This is a genomic window from Paracandidimonas lactea (assembly GCF_021653995.1).
GTDB classification, from domain to species: Bacteria; Pseudomonadota; Gammaproteobacteria; order Burkholderiales; family Burkholderiaceae_B; genus Allopusillimonas; species Allopusillimonas lactea.
The window spans coordinates 13,346-34,396 of the sequence record NZ_JAJJOZ010000012.1 but is presented as its reverse complement, the minus strand read 5'-3'; the positions used below and the strand labels follow the sequence as shown (position 1 = coordinate 34,396).

The 21,051-nt window shown below is 62.0% G+C and carries 16 protein-coding genes; all 16 read right to left on the bottom strand.

Annotated elements, in window-relative coordinates:
* Positions 1 to 59: 59 nt before the first annotated feature.
* The 16 genes from LOL23_RS17590 to LOL23_RS17515 all read right to left on the bottom strand — a co-directional run bounded on the left by LOL23_RS17590 (position 60) and on the right by LOL23_RS17515 (position 21,050).
* Positions 60 to 1,478 carry an aminopeptidase P family protein gene (locus LOL23_RS17590; RefSeq protein WP_237174000.1) on the bottom strand — a complete coding sequence of 473 codons (1,419 nt, stop codon included), beginning with the start codon at positions 1,476 to 1,478 and terminating at the stop codon, positions 60 to 62.
* Positions 1,475 to 3,229, bottom strand: a complete 1,755-nt coding sequence (locus LOL23_RS17585) for a hydantoinase B/oxoprolinase family protein (RefSeq protein WP_160979466.1) — start codon at positions 3,227 to 3,229, stop codon at positions 1,475 to 1,477. The genes LOL23_RS17590 and LOL23_RS17585 overlap by 4 nt, the downstream gene beginning before the upstream one ends.
* On the bottom strand, positions 3,226 to 5,322 hold the full coding sequence (locus LOL23_RS17580; RefSeq protein ID WP_160979468.1) for a hydantoinase/oxoprolinase family protein: 2,097 nt from the start codon (positions 5,320 to 5,322) through the stop codon (positions 3,226 to 3,228). The genes LOL23_RS17585 and LOL23_RS17580 overlap by 4 nt, the downstream gene beginning before the upstream one ends.
* A gap of 2 nt (positions 5,323 to 5,324) precedes the next feature.
* Complete coding sequence (locus LOL23_RS17575; protein ID WP_160979470.1) at positions 5,325 to 5,771, bottom strand: hypothetical protein; 447 nt, start codon at positions 5,769 to 5,771, stop codon at positions 5,325 to 5,327.
* Between the two features lie 423 nt (positions 5,772 to 6,194).
* Positions 6,195 to 6,716 carry a hypothetical protein gene (locus LOL23_RS17570; protein WP_237173999.1) on the bottom strand — a complete coding sequence of 174 codons (522 nt, stop codon included), beginning with the start codon at positions 6,714 to 6,716 and terminating at the stop codon, positions 6,195 to 6,197.
* 97 nt (positions 6,717 to 6,813) lie between these two features.
* A complete protein-coding gene (locus LOL23_RS17565) occupies positions 6,814 to 8,871 on the bottom strand; it encodes a polysaccharide biosynthesis protein (protein WP_160979474.1) in 2,058 nt (685 codons plus the stop codon).
* Between the two features lies 1 nt (position 8,872).
* Positions 8,873 to 9,613: an acetyltransferase gene (locus tag LOL23_RS17560; protein WP_160979476.1), complete on the bottom strand. Its 741-nt coding sequence runs from the start codon at positions 9,611 to 9,613 to the stop codon at positions 8,873 to 8,875.
* Between the two features lie 10 nt (positions 9,614 to 9,623).
* Complete coding sequence (locus tag LOL23_RS17555; RefSeq protein WP_237173998.1) at positions 9,624 to 10,877, bottom strand: DegT/DnrJ/EryC1/StrS family aminotransferase; 1,254 nt, start codon at positions 10,875 to 10,877, stop codon at positions 9,624 to 9,626.
* Between the two features lie 96 nt (positions 10,878 to 10,973).
* The gene (locus LOL23_RS17550) at positions 10,974 to 11,723 is read right to left on the bottom strand and encodes a sugar transferase (protein WP_160979480.1); all 750 of its coding nucleotides are present in this window, start codon (positions 11,721 to 11,723) and stop codon (positions 10,974 to 10,976) included.
* On the bottom strand, positions 11,720 to 12,925 hold the full coding sequence (locus LOL23_RS17545; RefSeq protein WP_160979482.1) for a glycosyltransferase family 4 protein: 1,206 nt from the start codon (positions 12,923 to 12,925) through the stop codon (positions 11,720 to 11,722). The genes LOL23_RS17550 and LOL23_RS17545 overlap by 4 nt, the downstream gene beginning before the upstream one ends.
* On the bottom strand, positions 12,922 to 14,088 hold the full coding sequence (locus tag LOL23_RS17540; RefSeq protein ID WP_160979484.1) for a hypothetical protein: 1,167 nt from the start codon (positions 14,086 to 14,088) through the stop codon (positions 12,922 to 12,924). The genes LOL23_RS17545 and LOL23_RS17540 overlap by 4 nt, the downstream gene beginning before the upstream one ends.
* A 10-nt stretch (positions 14,089 to 14,098) precedes the next feature.
* A complete protein-coding gene (locus tag LOL23_RS17535) occupies positions 14,099 to 15,262 on the bottom strand; it encodes a glycosyltransferase family 4 protein (RefSeq protein WP_160979486.1) in 1,164 nt (387 codons plus the stop codon).
* Positions 15,259 to 17,241: an asparagine synthase (glutamine-hydrolyzing) gene (gene asnB, locus LOL23_RS17530; protein WP_160979488.1), complete on the bottom strand. Its 1,983-nt coding sequence runs from the start codon at positions 17,239 to 17,241 to the stop codon at positions 15,259 to 15,261. Before asnB ends, LOL23_RS17535 begins: the two co-directional genes overlap by 4 nt.
* Positions 17,242 to 17,264: 23 nt before the next feature.
* A complete protein-coding gene (locus LOL23_RS17525) occupies positions 17,265 to 18,326 on the bottom strand; it encodes a glycosyltransferase family 4 protein (protein WP_160979490.1) in 1,062 nt (353 codons plus the stop codon).
* Positions 18,327 to 18,478: 152 nt separating this feature from the next.
* Positions 18,479 to 19,954, bottom strand: coding sequence for a polysaccharide deacetylase family protein (locus tag LOL23_RS17520; protein ID WP_237173997.1), 1,476 nt, complete (start codon positions 19,952 to 19,954; stop codon positions 18,479 to 18,481).
* Between the two features lie 4 nt (positions 19,955 to 19,958).
* On the bottom strand, positions 19,959 to 21,050 hold the full coding sequence (locus tag LOL23_RS17515) for a GNAT family N-acetyltransferase (protein WP_160979492.1): 1,092 nt from the start codon (positions 21,048 to 21,050) through the stop codon (positions 19,959 to 19,961).
* Position 21,051: the final 1 nt, after the last annotated feature.

Sequence of the window (21,051 nt, the reverse complement as noted above, 5' to 3'; positions counted from 1 at the left end):
GCAGGCAAACCCCGGCGTGGTGACAAGGAAGATGCGGGGCGGCGTGGCGACCCGCGGACTTAGCCGGTGCGCATGATCTCGAGTACCTCGTTGGGGTGCTTGGGGATGGCTGGGCCGAGTACACAGGCACTGCTGTCGGTGACCAGCACGACATCCTCCAGCCGGATGCCGCCCAATCCCACAAAGGATTGCAGGCGCTGATAGTCGATGAGCTGGCTGTGGCGCTGTTCGGCCTGCCACTGCCGGATCAGGTGCTCGGGGAAATACACCCCCGGCTCGACGGTGACCACCATATTGCGCTGCAAGGGCTTGCCCAGCCGCAGACGGGTAGCGCCGGGCTGTTGGCTCCGTATATGTCGAGCGTCGTAGCCCACGCGGTCTTCGCCCAGAGATTCCATGTCGTGCACGTCCAGGCCGAGCTGATGCCCCACGCCATGCGGAAAGCAGATTGCATACGCGCCGGTCTCGACGATCTCGTCGGCATTGCCGCGGAAAATGCCGAGGCTGGCCAGGCCGGTGGCGATGCGGTGTGCCGCAAGGCGGTGGATGTTTGCATAGACCACGCCGGGTGCCATGGCTTGTATGCAGGCTGCCTGGGCATCCAGGACGATGTCGTAGAGCTCCCGCTGGCGCGTGTCGAAGCGGCCGCTTGCTGGAAAGCAGCGCGTGACGTCGCTGGCATAACCCATTGCTGTAGCGGCGCCGGCATCATTGAGCACAATGTCGCCGGCTTTGAGCTGGCCGCCGTAATCGTTGTTGTGCAGAATGTCGCCCCGCCGCGTGGTGATGCATGCGTAGGCTTCGTGCATGCCCGCCCGGCACAGGACGCGCCGCATCTCGGCAACCAGATCGGCTTCGCGTATGCCTGGCCGGGCAGCCTGCATTGCAGCAATGTGCATTTTGCGGGCGACAGAGAGGGCGTCGCAAATCTGGTTGATCTCGGAATCTTCTTTAATTTCGCGCAGGGCCACCACAGCCTGAATAAGCGGTTCGGAGGCATGATGGGCGATCTGGTGTGCCGGCAGATCCAGAAGCCCGGCAAGCAGCAGCGCGGTATGCGCCCGGCAGGGCGGCACGAAATGGACGGTATGGCCTTGCGTTTGCCGGGACGCAAGGTAGTCAGCCAGCGTGCTGAAGGCGCGCACACCCTCGCAGCCCGCTTGTTGCGCCAGCTCGGCAATGGGCGGCGCCTCGCCGTGCCAGAGCTTTTGCTCGGGTGTGTCGTCTTCGCCGAACAGGAGGGTATGGCCGGTTTCGGTGTCGATGACGGCAGCCAGGCCTGCGCCCGCAGGGCGATTGATGCCTATGAAATACAGGAAGGTGGAGTCTTGACGGAAGGGATAGGGGTTGGCTGTGAAATTCATGGGCGAATCGGCGTGCCCAGGCAAGAGAATCAAGCCTGTGCGCACGCGTTCGCACAGGGCGCACCGGCGGGCGCTGTAGACATGCGGTGCGAACATGCGCAGCGCCGCATTCATGACGTGGCACCGGCTGCAGGGTTGGCACCACTGCGCGCACCTCTCGGCACAGTGCACAGTGTGGCGCCCGAGCCCTCGCTCGACGTATCGTCGATAACTGTGCAGCCATATATATCGGATGCCTCGGCGGCGCTGATATAGCCATTGCGCACGTCGCTGCGTACAGCATCAGGGGTGCGCAGTGCAGGGTCGCCATATCCGCCGCCGGTGCCCGTGCGCACGCGCACGACGTCGCCTGGCGCAAGGCGCAGGCCGCTGGCCATGGCATGTCGTTCATGCCTTCCGTCGGCGCGCAGGATTTCGACATAGTTCAGCGTGCCGTCCGCACCGCCGTTCAACCCCCAAGGAGGAATGCGCGCGCGGGTGTAGCCGCAAGTGAGAAAGGCATCGGTGGCGCGGATGCGATAGTCGACGCGGATGCCGCGCCCGCCCCGGAACTGGCCATGCCCGCCTGCTTCGTCGTTCAGCGCCATGCTGTCAACATCGATGCCATAGCGCGTTTCGCTGATCTCGGCGGGGCAGTTGAAGGTTTCACCGTGCATGGATGAGAACACTGCGCTATTGCCGTCATAGCCTTGGCCCGCGCCCCAGCCGCCGATCTCGGGCTCGATCAGCATGAAGCCTCGCCCAGTGTCTGGATGCGTGCCCCCGATGACCGTTGCGCAGATCGATGAAAAATTGCCGGCCGGCAGGCGGTTGGGCATGTGCGGCGCGATGCATTGCAAAATGAGGTCATGCACGCGTACCAGGTTCTCGAAGTAGAAGCCCTGCGCGGCGGGTGCCAGAGGGTCGAAAACAGAACCTGGACGCGTCAGTACGGTGAGAGGCCGAAAGGTGCCCGCGTTGGCGCTGCGCTGCACGTCAGTCATGGATTTGAAGGCCATCTGTGCGGCCACTTCTGTGCCATCGCGGCTGAGGTTGTGCGGGCCCGGGCTTTGGTCGGGGTTGTCGCGCAAGTCGATGGTGACCCCGTTCGTGCCAATGTGTACGGTAACGTTGAAGATGCGGCCATCGTCTTGCGCCGCGGCAAGGCTGAAGCTGCCCATGGGTAGTGCCCGCAGCGCATGCCGCGACTTGGCTTCGCCCAGCTCCATGAAATCATTGACCGCCTGCAAAAAGGTGGCGCGGCCGAACTTGGCGCATAGCCCTTCGATGCGCTGGGCGCCTTCGCGCACTGCGGCGACGCCTGCCCAGAGGTCTCCGGCCATGAAATCGGGCATGCGTGTGTTGAGCCCCAGTATCCGCATGACCGGCTCCAGAGGCTCGCCGCGTGCGATCAACTTGACGGGCGGCAGCCGCAGCCCCTCTTGGTAGATGCTGGAGGCGTCGGTGGACATAGAGCCCGGTGTCCCGCCGCTGACGTCGTTCCAGTGCGCGATGTTGGCTGTCCAGGCGGTCAGCTCGTCGTCAACGAATACTGGCATGGCCAATACGATGTCGTTCAGGTGCGTGACGCCGCCGTGGTAAGGGTCGTTGACGATGAAGATATCGCCGGGCTCGAGATCTCCGGGCTGCGGATACTGGCGCAGCAGTTGCCGAATGCTTTTGTCGAGCACGCCGACAAAGGCCGGCATGCCGGCCCCTGAGCTTGCCAGGTTGCCGTACGCATCGGTGATGCCGGTGCCCATGTCCAGCACCTCATAGATGATGGGGCTCATGGCAGTGTCGCGCATGGCGGCGAACATTTCGTTGGCGATGGCCTGCAGGGCGTTTTGGATGATATCGAGCGTGAAAATGTCTGGCTTGCTCATGCCTGCTCCTTGCCGGCCGGGGAAATGCGCACATTGCCGTAGTGGTCTATGTGTACGTGGTTGCCTGGGTGAACGACGATGGTGGTGCCCGCGTCTTCGATGATGGCTGGGCCTATCAGGCACATATCGGGTTCGAGGAGCGCCAGGTTGTAGACCATGGCGGGGTGTATGCCCTGCAGGTCGTAGTCCACATCGCGCTGGCCTTTCAAGGCGACCTGCACGGGGGCGCCCGTGCGCGGCAACTCGGCCACCTCGAGCTTGCCGATGTCGGCGTTGGCAACAACATGGAAACCGACGACCTCTGTGGGTGCGGGCAGGCGGTAGGTGTAGCGGCTCGCGTAGGCATCGCGGAAGCGTTCATCGATGGCGGGCCAGTGCGTATACACGTCTTCGCCGGGAAGCAGCGGCACTTCGACGGCGTGCTCCTGGTTTTGGTAGCGGATGCGCGCAAAGGTTTGGATGCGGACTTGGTCGGCGGAGATGCCTTCCTGGCCATATTGGGCGATGGCGCGGCTGATAATGTCTGCGGCCAATGCCTGAGCCCGGCGGCCACCGGTGCTGTCGTGCATTTCACAAAGCTGGTTTGCGAAGAAGTCGCGGCGCAGCCCCGACATGGACATACCCCAGGCCGAGAATACCGGTGCGGCCCGCGGGATGATGATCTTGCGCATGCCGAGTTCCTGGGCCAGGGCCACCGCGTGCATGGCGCCACCGCCGCCGAAGGCCACCAGGGCGAAGTCGCGTGGATCGTGGCCGCAGCTCAGCGACACCAGCTTGAGCGCATTGACCATGTTGTCGTTGGCAATGCGGATGATGCCGCGTGCGACTTCCTGCGGCGGGAGCTGCAGACGGGCAGACAAGGGGGCGAGCGCGGCATCGACGGCGTCGGTGTCGGCGTTGATTTCGCCACCGCAAAAATAGTGTTTGTTGATGCGGCCCAGCACCAGGTTGGCATCTGTGGTTGTCATGTTGACGCCACCTCGCCCATATGCGGCGGGCCCCGGCACAGCGCCAGCGGACTGCGGCCCCACGTGCATCTTCCCGTAGTCGTCGATCCAGGCGATGGAGCCGCCGCCATTGCCGATCTCGACGATGTCGACCACCGGCACCATGACGGGGTAGCCCGCATTGGCGTGGTCGCGCTCGATCCAGTAGTCTGTCTTGATTGACACCTGGCCGCCACGGATCAGGGAGCATTTGGCTGTCGTGCCGCCGATGTCCAGCGCGAGTATGTCTGGTTCGCCGATCAGGCGGCCCAGTTCGGCTGCCCCCCAGAAGCCGCTCGCAGGGCCCGACTCGACCATGGCGATCGGGGTTTGCCGCGCATGGGCAACGGTATCGACGCCGCAGTTCGACTGCATGACATACAGCGGCGCGCGGTAGCCGCGTTGGCGCAAGCCTTGATCAAGCGCGCCCAGATAGTGCGCGGCGATGGGCTGGACATAGGCGCAAAGCACGGCGGTGCTGGTGCGTTCGTACTCGCGCCACTCGCGGGTGATGTGATGCGACGCCGCCACCGACACGCCGGGCCACAGTTTATGTATGGCTTTTTCCACGGCTTCTTCGTGTGCGGGGTTGGCGTAGGCATGTATCAGGCAGATGGCAATGGCTTGCACCTCCGCTTGGCGGAAGTCGTCCAGAATGCCGGGCAGCGTTGACAGGTCAAGCGGTTGGCGTTCCGTGCCATCGTGGTTCAGGCGCCCGGGCAGTTCGCGGCGCAGGTGCCGGGGCACGAAGGGCGCAGGTTTGCGCCATGCCAGGTTGAAGAAATCGGGGCGATTGGCACGTGCGATTTCCAGCACGTCGCGAAAGCCCTGTGTGGTGATCAGACCAGTGCGCACGCCGCGCCGTTCTGTCAGGGCGTTGATAATGACGGTGGAGCCGTGTGCAAGGAACCCAACTTCGTCCAGGGTGACATCCGCTTTGCTCAAGACATTGAGTACGCCCTGGGCGTAGTCGGGCGGGGTGGTGTCTACTTTGGCGGTGCGCACCGACTGGCGGCCCGTGGCCATGTCTGTTTCGAAGTACACCAGGTCGGTGAACGTGCCGCCCACATCGGTGGCAACGCGCACAGTATGGTTACGGCGGTTCATGGCTAAGCCCCTTGCCGCACCAGTACGGGATAGCGAGCCATCAACATGGGCGCCAGCGCGAGCGTGCTCAGTGCCTGGGCGCCGACGATGCGCGCTTGGGCGAACCAGTGCTGTTCATGCAAGAGGTTGATGGTGCCCAGCAGCGTGCCAGCCAGGGATACCGGTATGCTCAAAGCCGCGCCGCAGCCCAGCGCGAAGATCACCTCGTGATCGGATATGTTTTTCTTGAGGGCTGGCTTGTCAGGGCAATGAAAATAATGGTGTTGGCCAAAGATGCTGGCATGCCAGGCGGAATCCGTGGCTGCCAGCTCGGCGTCTAGCGGATAGCTTTCGGGCGCGCTGCTCCAGATGCGGCGCAGGGTGCGGTTTTCTTCGTTGCTGACGACAAGGACAGTCAGGACGCGATACCCGATTTCTGTGTGATAAGCCGCGGCTATTGAGGATATCATGTGTGATATTTGTGTGGATGGACCTCTATGCCACCGATTTGAATCAGACAACGCAAGAAGCGCGGTTTTAAATGTTTGTTCTGGGTGATTATCTGCAAATTGCTCCAAGATGGCCTCCTGGGTTATGAAACTTCCGATGACGGCATGCCATTTCGGCCTGCCCTGTATATCACAATTGTGATATACAAGGCCGAAAAAAATGGGCTTGATGCCTCATCTTAAAAAACAGTGCGTTGTTCTTGCCGAGCCTGCCGCTTGCTGTTCGCCTAAGCGATAACCGCACGAAAAAACCTAGGGGTGAATCTTATCCCCGCAGTGAAAAAAACAGCCATGGGGAATTACCCGAATGGCATGCCCCTGGGGGCGCGGCACGCGAGCTTTGAGCGTAGCGCCCGTCGCTGTTCGCCTATATCGCAACAGCGTTCAGTCTGAAACTGTCAACTGTACTGTTCCGGAGCACAGTGTAAGGCCCAGCTTGAGCGTGCCGTCGTCGCGCACGACCAAATGGCAGCAATCGGCCTCATTGCTGACTGACATGCGTACGCCTGTTTCGCTGCCAGGCGCCGGCGGCCCCGAAAAAGTGATGTGCTCGTGCCAGGTTACCTTTACGGTGGCGGCGTCGGCGCCATGCGTGACGACATCGTGGATGTTGACCTCAAGCGAGTAGTCGCTGATGTTATCCCGGTTTGCCATGCTGCCGAAAATGCCACCCATCTGCAAAAGATCCTCTTTTTCGAGCGTGAGTGTGGTGGTGCCGACGTGCGAGCCATTCTTGGCGATGCGCAGGTCGGCTTGCACCGCTGTGCCGTCGAGCAGGTTGGTTTCCATCCATTCCGTTATCAGCGCCGGATCGAATGTCCGCATCATGTCCTCGGCTTCGCGGCAGATGCGCTGCAGGTATTTGCGTACGTCGTCGGTGGACAAGCCTTCGGATTCTGATGTCATGGTGACCTCCTTGCCGTGTGGAACCGCAACCCGGATCCTTGTCCTTGTTGCAGCAAGGGGCGTGCCGCATGGCGTCTGCGGGCATACGCCCTGGGGACTACCCGATCACGGCGGACGAATGTGGCCGCGGGGCGCCTTGGCTCATATGCATCCAATCGACCATCCCCGCGTCAGGTGTATAGCCGTCCACCAGTTGCAGGAATAATTGGCGTACGGCGAGGCAGTCCCCCGCCTGGATGCTGAGATCGAGCTGGCGTAGGGCTTCGCACAGTGCCTCCCACGAAAGGTGTGATTCATTGGCTCGCATGATCATGGGATGCTCGGTGGGGGTGACGTTCTCGCCGATCAATAATTCCTCGTATAGTTTTTCTCCCGGACGCAGGCCGACGAACATGATGGGTATATCGCCGTGTGGGTTCTGGGGGCTGCGGACGGTAAGGCCCGAGAGCCTGATCATGTTCACCGCCAGGTCCACGATCCGGACCGGGTCGCCCATGTCCAGCACGAAGACATCCCCGCCTGTGCCCATGGCGCCAGCCTGGATCACCAATTGGGAGGCTTCGGGAATGGTCATGAAGTAGCGCGTCATTTCAGGGTGGGTAACCGTGACCGGCCCACCGCTGCGGATCTGCTCTCGGAACAATGGGATGACGGAGCCGGATGAGCCGAGTACGTTGCCGAAGCGCACCATCGTGAAGCAGGTGCGGTTCTTTACGGCGTTGGTGCCTGGAGCGTCATACAGATGCGGCGCCGTTTCGGCGGCGAGCGCCTGGAGTACCAGTTCGGCCATGCGCTTCGAGCTGCCCATGGTGCTGGTAGGGCGAACCGCCTTGTCGGTGGAAATCAGCACAAAGTGGCGTACGCCGGACCGCAATGCGGCTTGGGCGGCGTAGAGCGTGCCGAACACGTTGTTGCGGATGCCTTCTGTCATGTTCTGCTCGACCATGGGCACATGTTTATATGCCGCAGCGTGGTATACCGTATGGACCTGCCATACGGACATCACATCAAACAGTCGGGCCTCGTCGCGCACCGAAGCGAGGATGGCGACAATCTCGATGTCCAGTTTTTGCTGCATGATGCGGGCGTCCAGTTCTTTCTGGATGCTGTACAGGTTGAATTCGGCATGCTCGTACAGAATCAGCACCCGAGGCCTGCAGCCCAGGATCTGCCGGCAGAGCTCAGCGCCGATTGAGCCGCCTGCACCTGTGACGAGCACGGTCCGGTCACGAATGCAGCGCTCGAAGAGCTCAGGGCGCGGCTGCACCGGATCGCGTCCCAGCAGATCGGAGATATCCACCTCCCGAAGCTCGTCGACTTTGACACGTCCGTTGGCTACGTCCAGCAAGCCCGGGATGGTGCGCACGCTGATGCCCAACGGCGTTAACTGGCTGGCGATCTCGGCGCGACGAAAGCGCGATGCCGAGGGGATGGCCAGTAGCACCTCATCAAGTGCTTTGTTCAGGAATAGTGTTGGAATTTCTTCGGGGCCATATACCGGTACCCCGGCGATGACACGTCCTGTCAGATCGGGGTTGTCGTCGATGAAGCAGACGGGGTGTCGATCGCCGCCCTGGCGCAGGGCCCCCAGCAGTTGATTGCCCGCCGCGCCCGCGCCGTAGATCGCAACGCGCAGGCGTTGTGGGCGACGGGGCAACAGCACGCTTGCGGTGCGCGCTTCGCTCGGGCGCGCGCCGTGCTGGAAATACTGGCGCATCAGCAGCCGTGCACCACCTACCAATGGCGTGCACAGCAGCCAATACAGTATGGCAATGGAGCGAGGTGTAATGATGGCCGGCGGCTTGAACAGCAACGTGGCGCCGATCAGTGCGGATGCGATGGCGACGGCCCCTGCTGTGAGCAGTATGGTCTCGTGGCCTGCATAGCGAGTGACGGTACGGTATAAGCCGAAGCGCGCGAGTATGGGCAGTGTGACAGCGGGTGCCATGGCAAAAAGCCAGGCATGCCCGCCCAGGGGTTGTACAAATGAGGCATCGTCCATGCGCAGGTAGAACGCCAGCCACAATGCCAGCCAGATCAGCATGGCGTCCAATGAGATCAGCAACAGCCGCTTCTGGTTGCGCGGCAGGGCCAGCAGCCGCTCGCTCAGGGTCGGTGCTTGCGCGGACGAAGCCAGTTGCTTGCGTGTCGTCATGCTAGTGTTCATGGCTGGCCTTTGATGCTTGATGCGGGAGGGGGCGATCGTCGGTTCCCGCCTGGCTGTGCGGTTGTGCGTGGGTGCCGCAGTGGCGGGTATGTGGTCGTGCGGGGTTGCCGACGACGGTTGTATAGGGAGACACGCTGCGCGTGACCACGGCGCCCATGCCGACGACTGCACCTTCTCCGATGACAATGCGTTGGCCCGGCCTGCTTTGCCGGATAATGGCGCCTGTGCCGATATAGGCGTGGTCTTCGACGACGATGCCGCCATTGCAGCAGGCATGCGGCCCAAGCGTGACGAAGTCGCCGATGATGCAATCATGGGCAACGTAGGCATACATATTGGCGTGAAACCCTTGGCCGATGCGTACATTCGCCGTCACCAGTGAGAACGGGCTCAAAATGGCGCCGGGGCCGATCTCGCTATGCGCCAGGGTGCAGCTGTTGGGCGCCGCAATGGTGAAGGGAGAGGCCCCTCCCGCACACAGTAATCCCGTCAGACGCTGGCGGCAGCGGCTGTCGGCGATGGCGATGTTAAAGCGCAGGCAGCCCGCTTGCGCAAGAAACTGTTCGGGGCGCAGCACATCGTGTCCGTTGCAGTCGCCCGCCCTCTGCTGCTCATCCACGAACAACAGCCGATAGCTGCCCGGCACCGCACTTGCCGCGAGCATCAGTTCAGCAACAGCCATGGTTTCTCGACCATGCCCACCGGTGCCGACGATTGCATACACATCCATGGCGCGCTCCTCAGGCGTGGTTGGCAGCGGGTGTGGCGATATGGCGGGACAAGACTGGATTGGGCATGACAGCTTGGACTGCGGCCTCGGCTGTGGCCGCCTCGTGCATGACATGGGCAAGGGTGTCGCAGGTCAGCGCGATCTCTGCTTGCGTGAGCGTGGGGTGCACCAGAAACATGAGGGCAGTGTCGCCCAGTTCGCGCGCCACGGGCAGGCGGGTGCGTGGACGAAAGCTCGTGCCATCGAAGGCCTTTTCCAGATAGATTTCGGAGCATGATCCGGTATAGCAGGGCACGCCGCGTGCGACTATGGCTTCGACGATCATGTCGCGTGTCCAGCCTGTGCGCAGACTGCCGGGCTCGACGAAGACATAGCATTTGTAGGCGGCATGGGCGATGTGGCTGGGCGTGCTGGGCACGCGAAGGCCGGGCAGCTTTGCAGCGGCATCCCAGATTCGCTGAGCGTGTGTGCGGCGCGCGGCGTGCCAGGCGGGCATACGGCTCAACTGCAGGCGGCCGATCACCGCCTGGGCTTCCAGCATGCGCCAGTTGTGGCCAAATTGCTCATGCAGCCAGCGGAAACCGGGCGGATGATTGGAGGCGTGCACCGCAGCCCACGATTTTCCATGATCTTTAAGCGACCAGACGCGTGACCACAGATCGCGACGGTTGGTGGTAACCATGCCACCTTCTCCGCCCGTGGTCATGATTTTGTCCTGACAGAAAGACCATGCGGCAATGTCGCCCAGGCTGCCCACCGGGCGCCCTTTGTAACGAGCGCCGTGTGCCTGGGCACAGTCCTCGATGACAGCAAGGTTATGTTCGCGCGCCAGATCCACGATGGGGTCCATATCGCAGGGCCAGCCTGCCAAGTGAACGCAAATGATTGCGCGCGTGCGAGGGCTGAGCACTGCGCGAATCGTGTCGGCAGTGATGTTCTGGCTGTCGCGGTCAACATCCGCGAATACGGGGGTGGCGCCTGTATTGACGATGCTGGACGCAGACGCCAGGAATGTACGCGGCGTCACGATGACTTCGTCGCCGGGTTGGATGTCGAGTGCCCGGAGTGCGGCGTCCAGCGCCAGTGTTCCATTGGCCAGGGCGACGCCGTAGTCGCAGCCGACCCAGGCGGAAAACTCGCGCTCGAACTGGCGGCCCTGCTCGCCGGTCCAGTAGTTGACCCGGTTGGACATGATGACGCTGTGCACGGCGTCGGCCTCTTCCTTCGTGAAGGACGGCCATGGCGAGAAAGGAGTATTCAGCATGGTGGACGAGCCCTTGGAAATGGTGAGAGAAAGGGGGGGCGAAGCGTATTGAATCGTTGGTGGTGATGGCAATCGACGGGTGGTATCAAGACTGCGCTAATGCACTGTTTGCCCACCCTTGTCGAGATTGGGGGCCGTAGCCGTGCCGCCTGTGGCGTGGGTGGTGGCTATGGCTTGGGTGGGGAGGCTGTCGAGGGAGGACGCGGCGTTATCAGTGCTGTCGGGCCGATCCGCCGTGTCGTCGTCGTAGCGCCTGACGGTGGCCATGCCCGGCATGCTGACTCCCTTTCGGCCCAGCACCACCGGGATAGTCTTGAAGAAAATATATAAATCCAGCCCTGCACTCAGCCGGTGTACGTACTCGTCATCCAAGGCAAGCCGCGTTTCCCAGGGTAGGGCGTTGCGCCCGCTGACGGCTGCCAGGCCTGTAATGCCGGGCAGCACGTCGAAGCGCCGCGGGTGGCGCGCCTGCAGCCGTTCTCGGTATTCGGGCAGTAGCGCGCGTGGGCCTATGAGGCTCATTTCGCCGCGCAGCACATTGAGAGTCTGTGGCAGTTCGTCCAGGCTGCTGGCGCGCAGCCATTTGCCAAAACGCGTCAGGCGCTGCTCATCAGGCAGCAGAATGCCTTGGGCGTCGCGTGCGTCCGTCATGGAACGGAACTTGTACAGGTGGAATTCGGCTGCATGCTGGCCCAGGCGCCGCTGGGTGAACAGGACGGGGCCGCCGAGCATAATCCGCACCATTAAGGCCACCGCCAGGAACAGCGGCCATAACAGCAGCAGAATGAGCAGCGTGATTGACAGGTCGAACCAGCGCTTGCCTCGCCGTTTCCAGAAGTGTGTCATGGCGTCGTTTCCGTATGGGGACGCCAGTGGCGAGAGTCGGACAGGCCGGCCGCCAATTGCCGGTAGAAGGCCAGCATATTCTGCCAATGCGTGTCGCGTTCGTAGCGCTGCTGTATCCGGATGCGGGCCTGAATGCCCATCTCGCGGCGCTGCTCGGATGTGAGGTTGGCGGCAGCCTCCATGGCAATCCGCAGCGCCGGTGTATCATGCGGCGGCACCAGCCAGCCATTGTGGTTGGGTGTGATGACTTCATTGCAGCCATTGATATCGGTGGCGATTACCGGCAGGGCCATGGCCCCCGCCTGCAGAACGACATTAGGAAAGCCTTCGCGGTAGCTTGGCAGAACCAGCACATCGGACATGGTCATCAATGGCCGTACATCCTGCATGAATCCCAGCGCATGAATGCGCGGATGCGATGCAATGAGGTTCTGCTCATACGGAGAGATGGGGGCGGTGATATCCAGCGCTCCCGCCAGGGCAAGGTGGGCAGTGGGCGGCAGCGCGTCGAAGGCAGCCAGCAGCTCGTGCAGGCCCTTGTCCCGATTGAGGCGGCCGACATAGCAGTAGACCAGGGCATCAGTTGGGATGGTCAGTTGTGTCCGCAGCGCGGCGGCAGCCTCGGACAGGCCCGGTGCATCGCGATCGTACAGTCGTGTGTCCACCCCGGCGATGTTTCCATGGCCGATCACCTGCAGTGGCTTGCCGGTGATATGGTGATCGCGAAGGTCTGCCAAGACGCCCAGGCCTTCTGGGACGACACGTGTGGCGGCCGCACAGACCAGCCTGTCGACAGCAATGAGAATACTGCGCTTGAAGCCACGTTCGGTTGGGAATACCAGACCGGTAAAGGTGTGCACACGCACCGGTACGCGGCAGAGCCATCCGGCGATCATGGCAATCAGACCCGCTTTGGCGGTGTATGAGTGAATGATGTCGGGCCTCTCGCGACGCAGCAGATGCATCATGCGGACGATGGCGTATATGTCTTTGAGCGGGGCGATGCCGCGGGCCATAGGTACGCCATGCACCATCACACCCTCCGCGTCGGCGACGCATTGGGCGTCAGGGCCGGGAGAAGTTGCCAGTTCGACGATGATTGAGCCCCCGAGCGCTTGTGCGAGGAAGCGGGGCTGGTCTTGCAGAATCGTGAGCAGCGTTTCGGGCACAGTAGTGACGACAAGTAGCTTGTGGTGGGTCATACGGGCAACCTCTGTACCGGCACATAGACAACCCGCGCTTTGCGGCTGTGCGCCATGGACAGCACAAGCACGATAAGCAGGGGAGCGAACATCCACTTTTGCCGCAGCGCAATGCCCAGGTTGGCTGTGGTGAGAGCAAGCAGAATCCAGGCAGAGATGGCGTACAGCCACATATAGGCGCGGTTGCCGAAGAATGTTGCGCGGCGGCGGATCAGTGCCCACAGAATGCCCGCGATGAACAGAATGAGCAGCAACACGTTTTCCGTTGCGGCTACCAGGCCGAACATGCTGCCCGCTTCATTTGGAAGCGGCCTGAACATGTAGGTGGCGAGCTGTTCGGGCAGGCTCATGCCGGCGATGTCCACGCTGGCCGTGCCGTCCAGGTTGCCCTGTTGGCGCTGCTCGATATAGTTCATGACGTCGGCGGCTGAAGCGTTTTCGCTGACGCCCGCGTACTTCAGCCCGAAAGGCACCATTGCGGATGCGGCGGCCAGTGCTGCCACGCCCATCACAATGCGCGCGCTCAGCGGCAGCCCGCGCTGAATGACTTGTGACCCGGCCAGCGCCATGACCATGAGGCCGGCCATATGGGGGCGTACCGCCAGCATGATAGGAATTGCCAGGATGAACAGGCCGGCCCGTTTGCGGAAATCCAGCGCCGCCCACATGCTGAGCGTGGCTGCCAGGAAAGCGGGTGCGTCCTTGCCGATGGCTGACGACCAGAAACTGACGGACGGCAACAGCACGACTGCCAGTGCCGTCAGGCGGATCAAGCGGGATTTGTCCGCGCTGACGCTGCGCAGGCTGGCATCGAAGGCAATCAGGCCGACGCTGCCGAAAAGGTTGTAGAACAAGAAACAGCCAAGATAAGACAGGCCTAGCACGTGTATGCAGAACCAGGTCAAGTACTCGATCGCGGCCGACCCTGCACTGAAACCGGCGGGACCCTGCAGCGCCGTCAGATAATACCCGCGCGCATCGCTGACATTGCTTTGCGTATAGACGAGATACACCATGCACAGGGCTGTGTGCCAGGCATAAAGGAACAGCGCCCGCCTGCGCGAACATTGGAAGCGGCGTGCGATGGCGAGCATGATCAGCAGCCCCGCGAGAAAGACGAGCGTGGCGGAAATAACATGCCAGGAGGTGGAAGCGAGCGTCATGGCGTGGTTCTCATGGGCGTACCGAGGCAGCCTGCGGGTTTTGTGCCAGCACTTCCTGCCAAAGGCTGTGGTAACGGGCCAGCATGCGCTGGATGTCAAAATTTGCCGCGATGCGCGCGCGGCATGCGATCCGCCTCACCCGCCATGTTTCGGGCTCGGCCAGTGCGGCAATCGCCGCCTGCATTGCATCGGCCAGGCTTGTGGCGTCGCGCCGTGGGGCAAGCCATCCGGTATCGCCGATGATCAGTGCCGCATCGCCCACGTCGGTGCTTACGCAAGGTGTGCCACAGGCCATGGCTTCTGCCAGTACGTTGGGGAAAGCCTCTCCACGGCTGGACAGTACATGGATGTCCAGGGCGTTCATGAGGTCGGGTACGTCGGACCGTGGGCCGAGCAGCATAAGGCGATCCGATATGCCTGCTGTGTCGGCCATGCGGGCGAGCGCAGCGTTGTTCGCTGTCATTTCCGCACCGGCGAGCAAACAGCTGAAATCTACCCCGCGCTCCCGCAACTGACCCAATGCGGCAAGCAGGTTGCCATGGTCTTTCTGCGGATCGAAGCGAGCCACCATGCCCAGTAACGGCCGGTCGGCGGGCAAGCTAAGCTCGGCGCGCAGGCGCGCGCCCGCTTCTGGGCAGGGTGCCAGAGTGTCCAGGACGTAGCCATTGGGGATGACGGAGATCCGGGTATCGGGATAGCCGATGCTTACGTGCAGCGCGCGCGCTTTTTCTGAGCAGCACGCGATGCGATCGGGCACGATGCGCGACAGTAGGCTGCACAGCCGGATAACGAGCAGCGAGCGCCGCGCATTGCTGTCTATGTCGAAGTTGGCGTGGCGGATACCCCATACAACAGCTGGCGCACTGGTCAGCCGCGCGGCTGTTCCGCCGATCAGATCGGCATGGTAGAGCCAGGTCTGCACCACGTCGGGTTTGACTCTGCGCAGTGTCCGCACCAAGCGCATCAGGCCATGCACAGTGAGGCGGCCGCGCGGCATGCCCAGGCAGGTCACGGGTATGCCGGCACGTTCGAGCCGTTCGCCGTATACGCCCATGTCCATCATGGAGATGACCTCGTGCTGGTACAGACCGGGGTCGTCCGACGAGCAGAGCCGGAACAGCGCGCCTTCCGCGCCGCCGTTATTCAGACCGGTGATGATGTGCAGCACCTTCATGACACCCTGGCCATCACATTGGATTCTTCGTTTTCCAGCCAAGCCTGGAACATCAGGATGCACCAGAGCCGGTTGGCATAGTCGCACTTGCCGCTCAGATGGGCTTCCCACGCGGCTTGCACGCTCTTGTAATCGAAATAGCCCTCTGCCAGCAGGCGATAGGGTGCAAGCAGAGATTGGGCCCAGTCGCGCAGCGGGCCGCGCAGCCACTGGGCCAGTGGTACTGAAAAACCCATCTTCGGACGGTCGATCAGTGTCGCAGGCACATAGCGCTGCAAGACTTGGCGCAGCATCCACTTTCCTTGGCCGCTATGAATCTTGTAGTGCAGCGGCATGCGCCAGGCCAGTTCCACCACCCGGTGATCGAGCATGGGTACACGCACTTCCAGACTGGCGGCCATGGAGGCCCGATCGACCTTTACCAGAATGTCATCGGTCATATAAGTCTGGGCGCTCATGGCCATCATCCAGTGCTCATAGCAGTCCACGTCGGGCCACGACTTAGGCGTGGCCAGCAAGCAAGGCGGTTCGGTAGCGCCTTGAACCAGGCGTTCGGGTTTGTTCCAGTGGCTGCTGAGCTGCAGGAAGAAATCCTGCGCGCTGTGCGCGGGCAGCAGGCTGGCCAGCTTGTGCATGCGCTCGCCGCTGACAGATCGCAGGCTGCCAGGCACCAAGGGGCGCAGTTGGCCAAGTGCGGTGTTCCACGCCGGAATGGACATGGCTGCCAGGCTGTTCGCTACAACTTGTCGCACGGGTGCTGGCAGACGGCTGATACGTCGCCACATGTCCGGCGCGTAGCGATAGGTGTCATACCCCCCGAAAAGCTCGTCACCGGCATCACCGCTGAGCGCGACAGTGACATGCTGGCGCGCCAATCTGCTCACGAGAATCGTTGGAATCTGCGAGCTGTCGGCAAACGGCTCGTCATAGATACCCGGCAGCTCTTGTACGATCGCCAGTGCGTCGCGCGGTTGGGCGACGATCTCCGTGTGATCGGTACCCAGGTGGGCCGCCACCGCGCGTGCATGTTCGGCCTCGTCGAACCGCTTGTCGTCGAAGCCGATGGTGAAGGTGCGCACAGCGTTATGGCTCTGCGCCTGCATGAGCGCTACGATGGTGCTGCTATCCACGCCGCCACTCAGGAAGGCCCCCAACGGCACATCGGATTCCATTTGCAGGGCTACGCTTTCGGCCAGCTGCTTCTCCAATGCCTGCACGGCCTCATCGGCCGAGCCCGTAAAGGGATCTGCCCTACCTGCCTGTATGGCATCGTTCAGTGTCCAGTATGGCTGCGGCTGGGTGTCGCGGGCGGCATCGGGATTCGACAACGACAGGCCCACGTAGTGACCGGGTCGCAGTTTCTGGATGCCTTCGTAGATAGAGTATGGCGTGGGGATGCTGGCATGGCGCATCAGCAGCGTGAGCGCAGCACGATCCACCTGGCCGGTGAAGCCTGGGGCGGCGCGCAGGGCCTTTAGCTCCGAACCAAATACAAACATGTCCTGGTTCCATCCCCAGTACAAGGGTTTTTCGCCCATGCGGTCGCGGGCCAGTGTGAGATGCAGCGTCAGACGGTCCCACAGACCCAACGCGAACATGCCCACCGTGGCCCGCAGTGTCGCTTCCACGCCCCATGCCGCAAAGCAGGCCAGCAGCGTCTCGGTGTCTGAATGTCCGCGCCAATGGGCGGGTGCGCCGCCTTCCTTCTCCAACTGAGCACGCAGCGTGCGGTGGTTGTAGATTTCGCCGTTAAAGACCAGGACATAGCGGCCGCAGGCAGATTGCATGGGCTGTCTGCCTGCGGCGCTCAAGTCGATGATCGACAGCCTCCGGTGCCCGAGCGCCAGACCGGCGCGATGGTCGACCCACGTATCCGCACCGTCAGGGCCGCGATGTGCGATCGCGTGTGCCATACGCGCTGCGGTATGTTGGAGCGTCGCGGTGTCGCGCGGTGCAAAGATGCCGGCAATGCCACACATAAGCAAGATTCCTTCTTTGTGGATCAGGCGAGTTCTTCGTACATCTTGGCCATCCGGGCGGACCATACGTCCAGGTTGAACCGGGTTTCTATGGTGTCTACAGCAGCGTGCGACATTGCACGCCATATGTCGTCGGGCATGCGGGCGGCCCGTATCACTGCGTCGCGGAATGCCGGCTCATCGCGGGCGCACACAATGCCGTTGACGCCATTGGTGACGAGCTTGTCGATGCCGGGAGATTCTGTGACGATGGGGACGACGCCGTGGGCCATGGCTTCGAGCAGGGCGTTGTTTCCGAATACAAGGCGTGCAGGAAGTACAAAGAAGCGAGCGCGCGGATACCAGGTCGCGGTGTCCACAAAACCATGCAGCGAGAGGTTGGCATCTTCGTATTGCCGTACTTCATTCTGCAGGGCGCGGTCGGTAGGAGTCAGGTAACCGTTGTCCTGCAGACCCAGCATTACAAATTTCTTGTCGGCAAGCGCCTCACTGCGTGCGGCGCGCGCCACCCAGTCGGGATGGCGCACGTGTACGAAGCGGTTGGCCCACAGGAAGTCCACGTTGCGCGCGGCTTCCGTGCTGGCGGGTGCCGGTATGCTGGCGGCATTAGGGATGAAATACAGCTTGCGGCTGCCCGCCTTGGCCAGCAACGGTAGCATGTACGGTTCCTTGTACCAGACAGCATTGGCAGCCTTGTAAGCGCGCCCGATCAGCAGTCGGGTACTGAAAGAATAGGTATCGATGGAGCCTATATCACCTCGTTCTACGACGATCCAGTCGGCCTTGTAGTAACGCAGCAGCGGTAGGTAGAACGCCGTGAACCGGCCGCCAGCATACAGTTCAACATGGTTGTAGGGGCCGTCCCGAAGCAATGCAGCGACTTCGCGTAGCCGTCGCACGGGATTGGCGCCGAGCAGCATGAGGCGGTGCTGGGAAGCATCCAGGCTGGCAAAGTGCCGTGCCGAGTCCCCCCGGACATCGCAGGTCGCAATCGTGAATGCGTAGCCTCTGCGGCCGAGCATTTCAATCTGCGGCACATTCTTGGCTGCGAAGGTGTCGATGCCCAGTATCAGGACCTTCTTCATGTATCCCCATCCCCTTGCGCCGCGCAGCCTTTCTCAGCGTAGCCGCTTGCAGCTTGCTCATCCGTGCCGCGCGGTTCGCAGGCGGCTTCTGTCCTACCTTGGCCTTTCCCGCAGCGCACGTTTGCTGCCTGTGGCACCGGCGGGGCTGACGTTCAATGCAGCAGGGCGGCGTAAAGCCTGCGCTTATCTTCTGTCTCGAACTCAGAGTTGTGCCACAGCAAGGTGAAGCAGCCAGCCACTGACCGGCAGGCGTCCTTGAGCTGTCGAAACTTTTCGTGTGCTGCGTCGCCGGTGCCCAGGCCCAGGTAGCGTGGCGCCATGATCGTGCATTCCATGGCGATGAGCGGACGGATGCGCAGATTCAACGCAGCCTGCTCCACCGGGTCGAAGGCAGGGTATTCAAAACATGTCCCACAGCGGAAACCGGGACGGTCGGCATAGCTGAGGGTGCTGTCATAGTGCATGCCCACACTCTCCCAGTTGCGCAGCGTGGTCGGGGTTTCCCAGCGCAAGATATGCATACGTCCGCCCCATTCGAGTTGAGAGATGCCTTCTTCAGCACATATTTGGCGCAGATACGACGCTTCGCGCGCAAAAGCGTGGGGGTCGCGATAGGTGTGGTAGCTGGGGTGCAGGCCGATCTCATGCCCGCGTGCATGGATGCGTCGAAGCAGGGCGCGGATAGCCGGATGCCCGAGTTCATATGTGGCATCCATGCCCGGGTTAGTGCGGCCGCAAATAAAATAGAACGCACTGGTCAGGCCGTGTCGGTCGGACAGGTCCATAATCCAGTCGAACGTATTGTTGGGATCGCCCGCCAGCAACTGATGGCGGGTGGCCATGCGGATAAAGGGAGCACGCAGCACTTCACGCATGCTTCGACCGTTGATGAGGTCGCTGAGCATCATGCGCATTAAGTGGGGAGGACCGCTGAAGCCGTAGCGGCTTGGCCAGTCGACATCGTGTGAGATGCGCATTGAGAAGGTTGACCGCTGGCGCGGAAACTGCGGCCACACGCGATTGATGGCTTGCCCAAGTATGGCTAACCATTCGTCCACCACCGGGCGCTCCAGGTAGCCGTGCCGCAGGGCGTGCGAGGCTGCGGCAGGGAACCGCTGGTGCTCGTCCCGTTCGGGGCGGCCCACTTCTTCCTGGCGGCTCAGCATCCAGTAAGTGAGGCCAAGGATGTCGTAGTTGACAGAGATGCCCTGTGCATCGGGCTGAAAAATCGGCGTATACAGGTTGGCGCCGCCTGGCGCGGGTAGCTTCCCGGGTAGCGCGGGCGCCCAGCCTTCGGCGGCCGCATCCCAGCGTGCACATGGCAAATCGGAATCGGCTCGGGTGAATGTGGAAGCGTCTGTCTGCAGCAGCAAGCGTCGATTGCTGCCGTGCAGGCCGAGGCGTACGCGCCGATCGTCCTCGACTGTCAGGGTGAGCGGCGCGCCAAAACGCTCGATCAACACAGCCTCCAGCCATTGCAGGGCAGCGGCGCTATAGCCGACATCGCTGCCACGGGCCGCTCCGGGTCCGCGCACGCCCATAAAAGCATTGCGCCGTGCGCCGCTGTTCGCTGCATCCGACCTCGTTCCCGAAGCCGCCATGCGCGCGGTTGTGACTATGCTTGTCATCGCGTCAGCCCTGTTGCTTGAGTGACTTCAGGAAACGCATGAATGCGTAGAGCCGCGAGGGACATTTCCAGACCGCGAAGTACGGCGTCTGCGTGCTGTTGAACTGGCGTACCGACGCCTCCACAGCAGGGTTCATGCTGCCCTCGAAATCGAAGCGGCGCGTGCGTCCGGACAAATACCGTATTACCTCGCGCACGAGCAGCGTTGCCGCGCCGCTGGTCTTGTATTGTTGGTCGAGTGTGTTGATCAACCCGTAGGCGCTGCTCTCATCCCAGACAATGAATAGTGCGGCGTGCATGCGATTATGGCTGTCGAACGCACCCAATGCACAGGAGGCCTGGCGGGCGTGGCCCTGTTCGTAGATGCGCAGGAAGACATCCCACGAATACAGGATCCGGGTATTGCGTTGACGCAGCGACATGACATGGTGGTCATAGAAAGTTCGCGCCGGAATGCCAAACTCTACACGCAGATTCTTCTCGGCCTTGCGCAGGTCTTGCCGCTTGCCGTGCTGAAACTGGGCACAGACGAAATCTGGATCGGAGATGTCATTCAGGATATAGGTATAGCGAGTCGTTTGCTGGTAGCCGGCCCAGTAGAAAGGCAGCCAATTGGTCTGGGAGTAATGCCAGCGCTGCTCAAAATAATCGTGTGCGGGCAACTGCTCCATCAGTGCGTTCATCAGTTTCTTTTGCTCGCTTAGGCGCTTCATGCCGCACGCCGGAAGGTGCCGGAACCACGGCCCCATGGTTTGCGTGAGCGGCGGATGCACGATGAGCCGCATCCCCAGATGGCGTTTCATGTAATAAGGCATGGCCGCAACGATCTCACCTTCGTCCCACACGACGCTGACATCCCAATTGTCCGGCCCCGCCGCCGCATCCAGCCACCAGCCGCGGCTGAAGAGAGGTATCGACGGCTCGATTTCGCACAGCGCCTGATAGGCTTCCTTGCCGCTGATAGCGGTGCGAACCGTGGAGGCAGGCGGGTTATTCGGCGTGGTGGTCGCCCGGGGCGTCCGCGCGTCGGGCGCCTGGACTCGGCGCCTATCGGTCTTGCGCAGCACGGAGGTACCGAGTGAAACGAGGTTTGTCATG

What these genes read in the sequence shown, in the direction of transcription:
- LOL23_RS17590 (WP_237174000.1), bottom strand. Translation starts at nt 1,478, where the DNA reads ATGAATGCGGCGCTGCGCATGTTCGCACCGCATGTCTACAGCGCCCGC.
- LOL23_RS17585 (WP_160979466.1), bottom strand. Translation starts at nt 3,229, where the DNA reads ATGAGCAAGCCAGACATTTTCACGCTCGATATCATCCAAAACGCCCTG.
- LOL23_RS17580 (WP_160979468.1), bottom strand. Translation starts at nt 5,322, where the DNA reads ATGAACCGCCGTAACCATACTGTGCGCGTTGCCACCGATGTGGGCGGC.
- LOL23_RS17575 (WP_160979470.1), bottom strand. Translation starts at nt 5,771, where the DNA reads ATGATATCCTCAATAGCCGCGGCTTATCACACAGAAATCGGGTATCGC.
- LOL23_RS17570 (WP_237173999.1), bottom strand. Translation starts at nt 6,716, where the DNA reads ATGACATCAGAATCCGAAGGCTTGTCCACCGACGACGTACGCAAATAC.
- LOL23_RS17565 (WP_160979474.1), bottom strand. Translation starts at nt 8,871, where the DNA reads ATGACGACACGCAAGCAACTGGCTTCGTCCGCGCAAGCACCGACCCTG.
- LOL23_RS17560 (WP_160979476.1), bottom strand. Translation starts at nt 9,613, where the DNA reads ATGGATGTGTATGCAATCGTCGGCACCGGTGGGCATGGTCGAGAAACC.
- LOL23_RS17555 (WP_237173998.1), bottom strand. Translation starts at nt 10,877, where the DNA reads ATGCTGAATACTCCTTTCTCGCCATGGCCGTCCTTCACGAAGGAAGAG.
- LOL23_RS17550 (WP_160979480.1), bottom strand. Translation starts at nt 11,723, where the DNA reads ATGACACACTTCTGGAAACGGCGAGGCAAGCGCTGGTTCGACCTGTCA.
- LOL23_RS17545 (WP_160979482.1), bottom strand. Translation starts at nt 12,925, where the DNA reads ATGACCCACCACAAGCTACTTGTCGTCACTACTGTGCCCGAAACGCTG.
- LOL23_RS17540 (WP_160979484.1), bottom strand. Translation starts at nt 14,088, where the DNA reads ATGACGCTCGCTTCCACCTCCTGGCATGTTATTTCCGCCACGCTCGTC.
- LOL23_RS17535 (WP_160979486.1), bottom strand. Translation starts at nt 15,262, where the DNA reads ATGAAGGTGCTGCACATCATCACCGGTCTGAATAACGGCGGCGCGGAA.
- asnB (WP_160979488.1), bottom strand. Translation starts at nt 17,241, where the DNA reads ATGTGTGGCATTGCCGGCATCTTTGCACCGCGCGACACCGCGACGCTC.
- LOL23_RS17525 (WP_160979490.1), bottom strand. Translation starts at nt 18,326, where the DNA reads ATGAAGAAGGTCCTGATACTGGGCATCGACACCTTCGCAGCCAAGAAT.
- LOL23_RS17520 (WP_237173997.1), bottom strand. Translation starts at nt 19,954, where the DNA reads ATGACAAGCATAGTCACAACCGCGCGCATGGCGGCTTCGGGAACGAGG.
- LOL23_RS17515 (WP_160979492.1), bottom strand. Translation starts at nt 21,050, where the DNA reads ATGACAAACCTCGTTTCACTCGGTACCTCCGTGCTGCGCAAGACCGAT.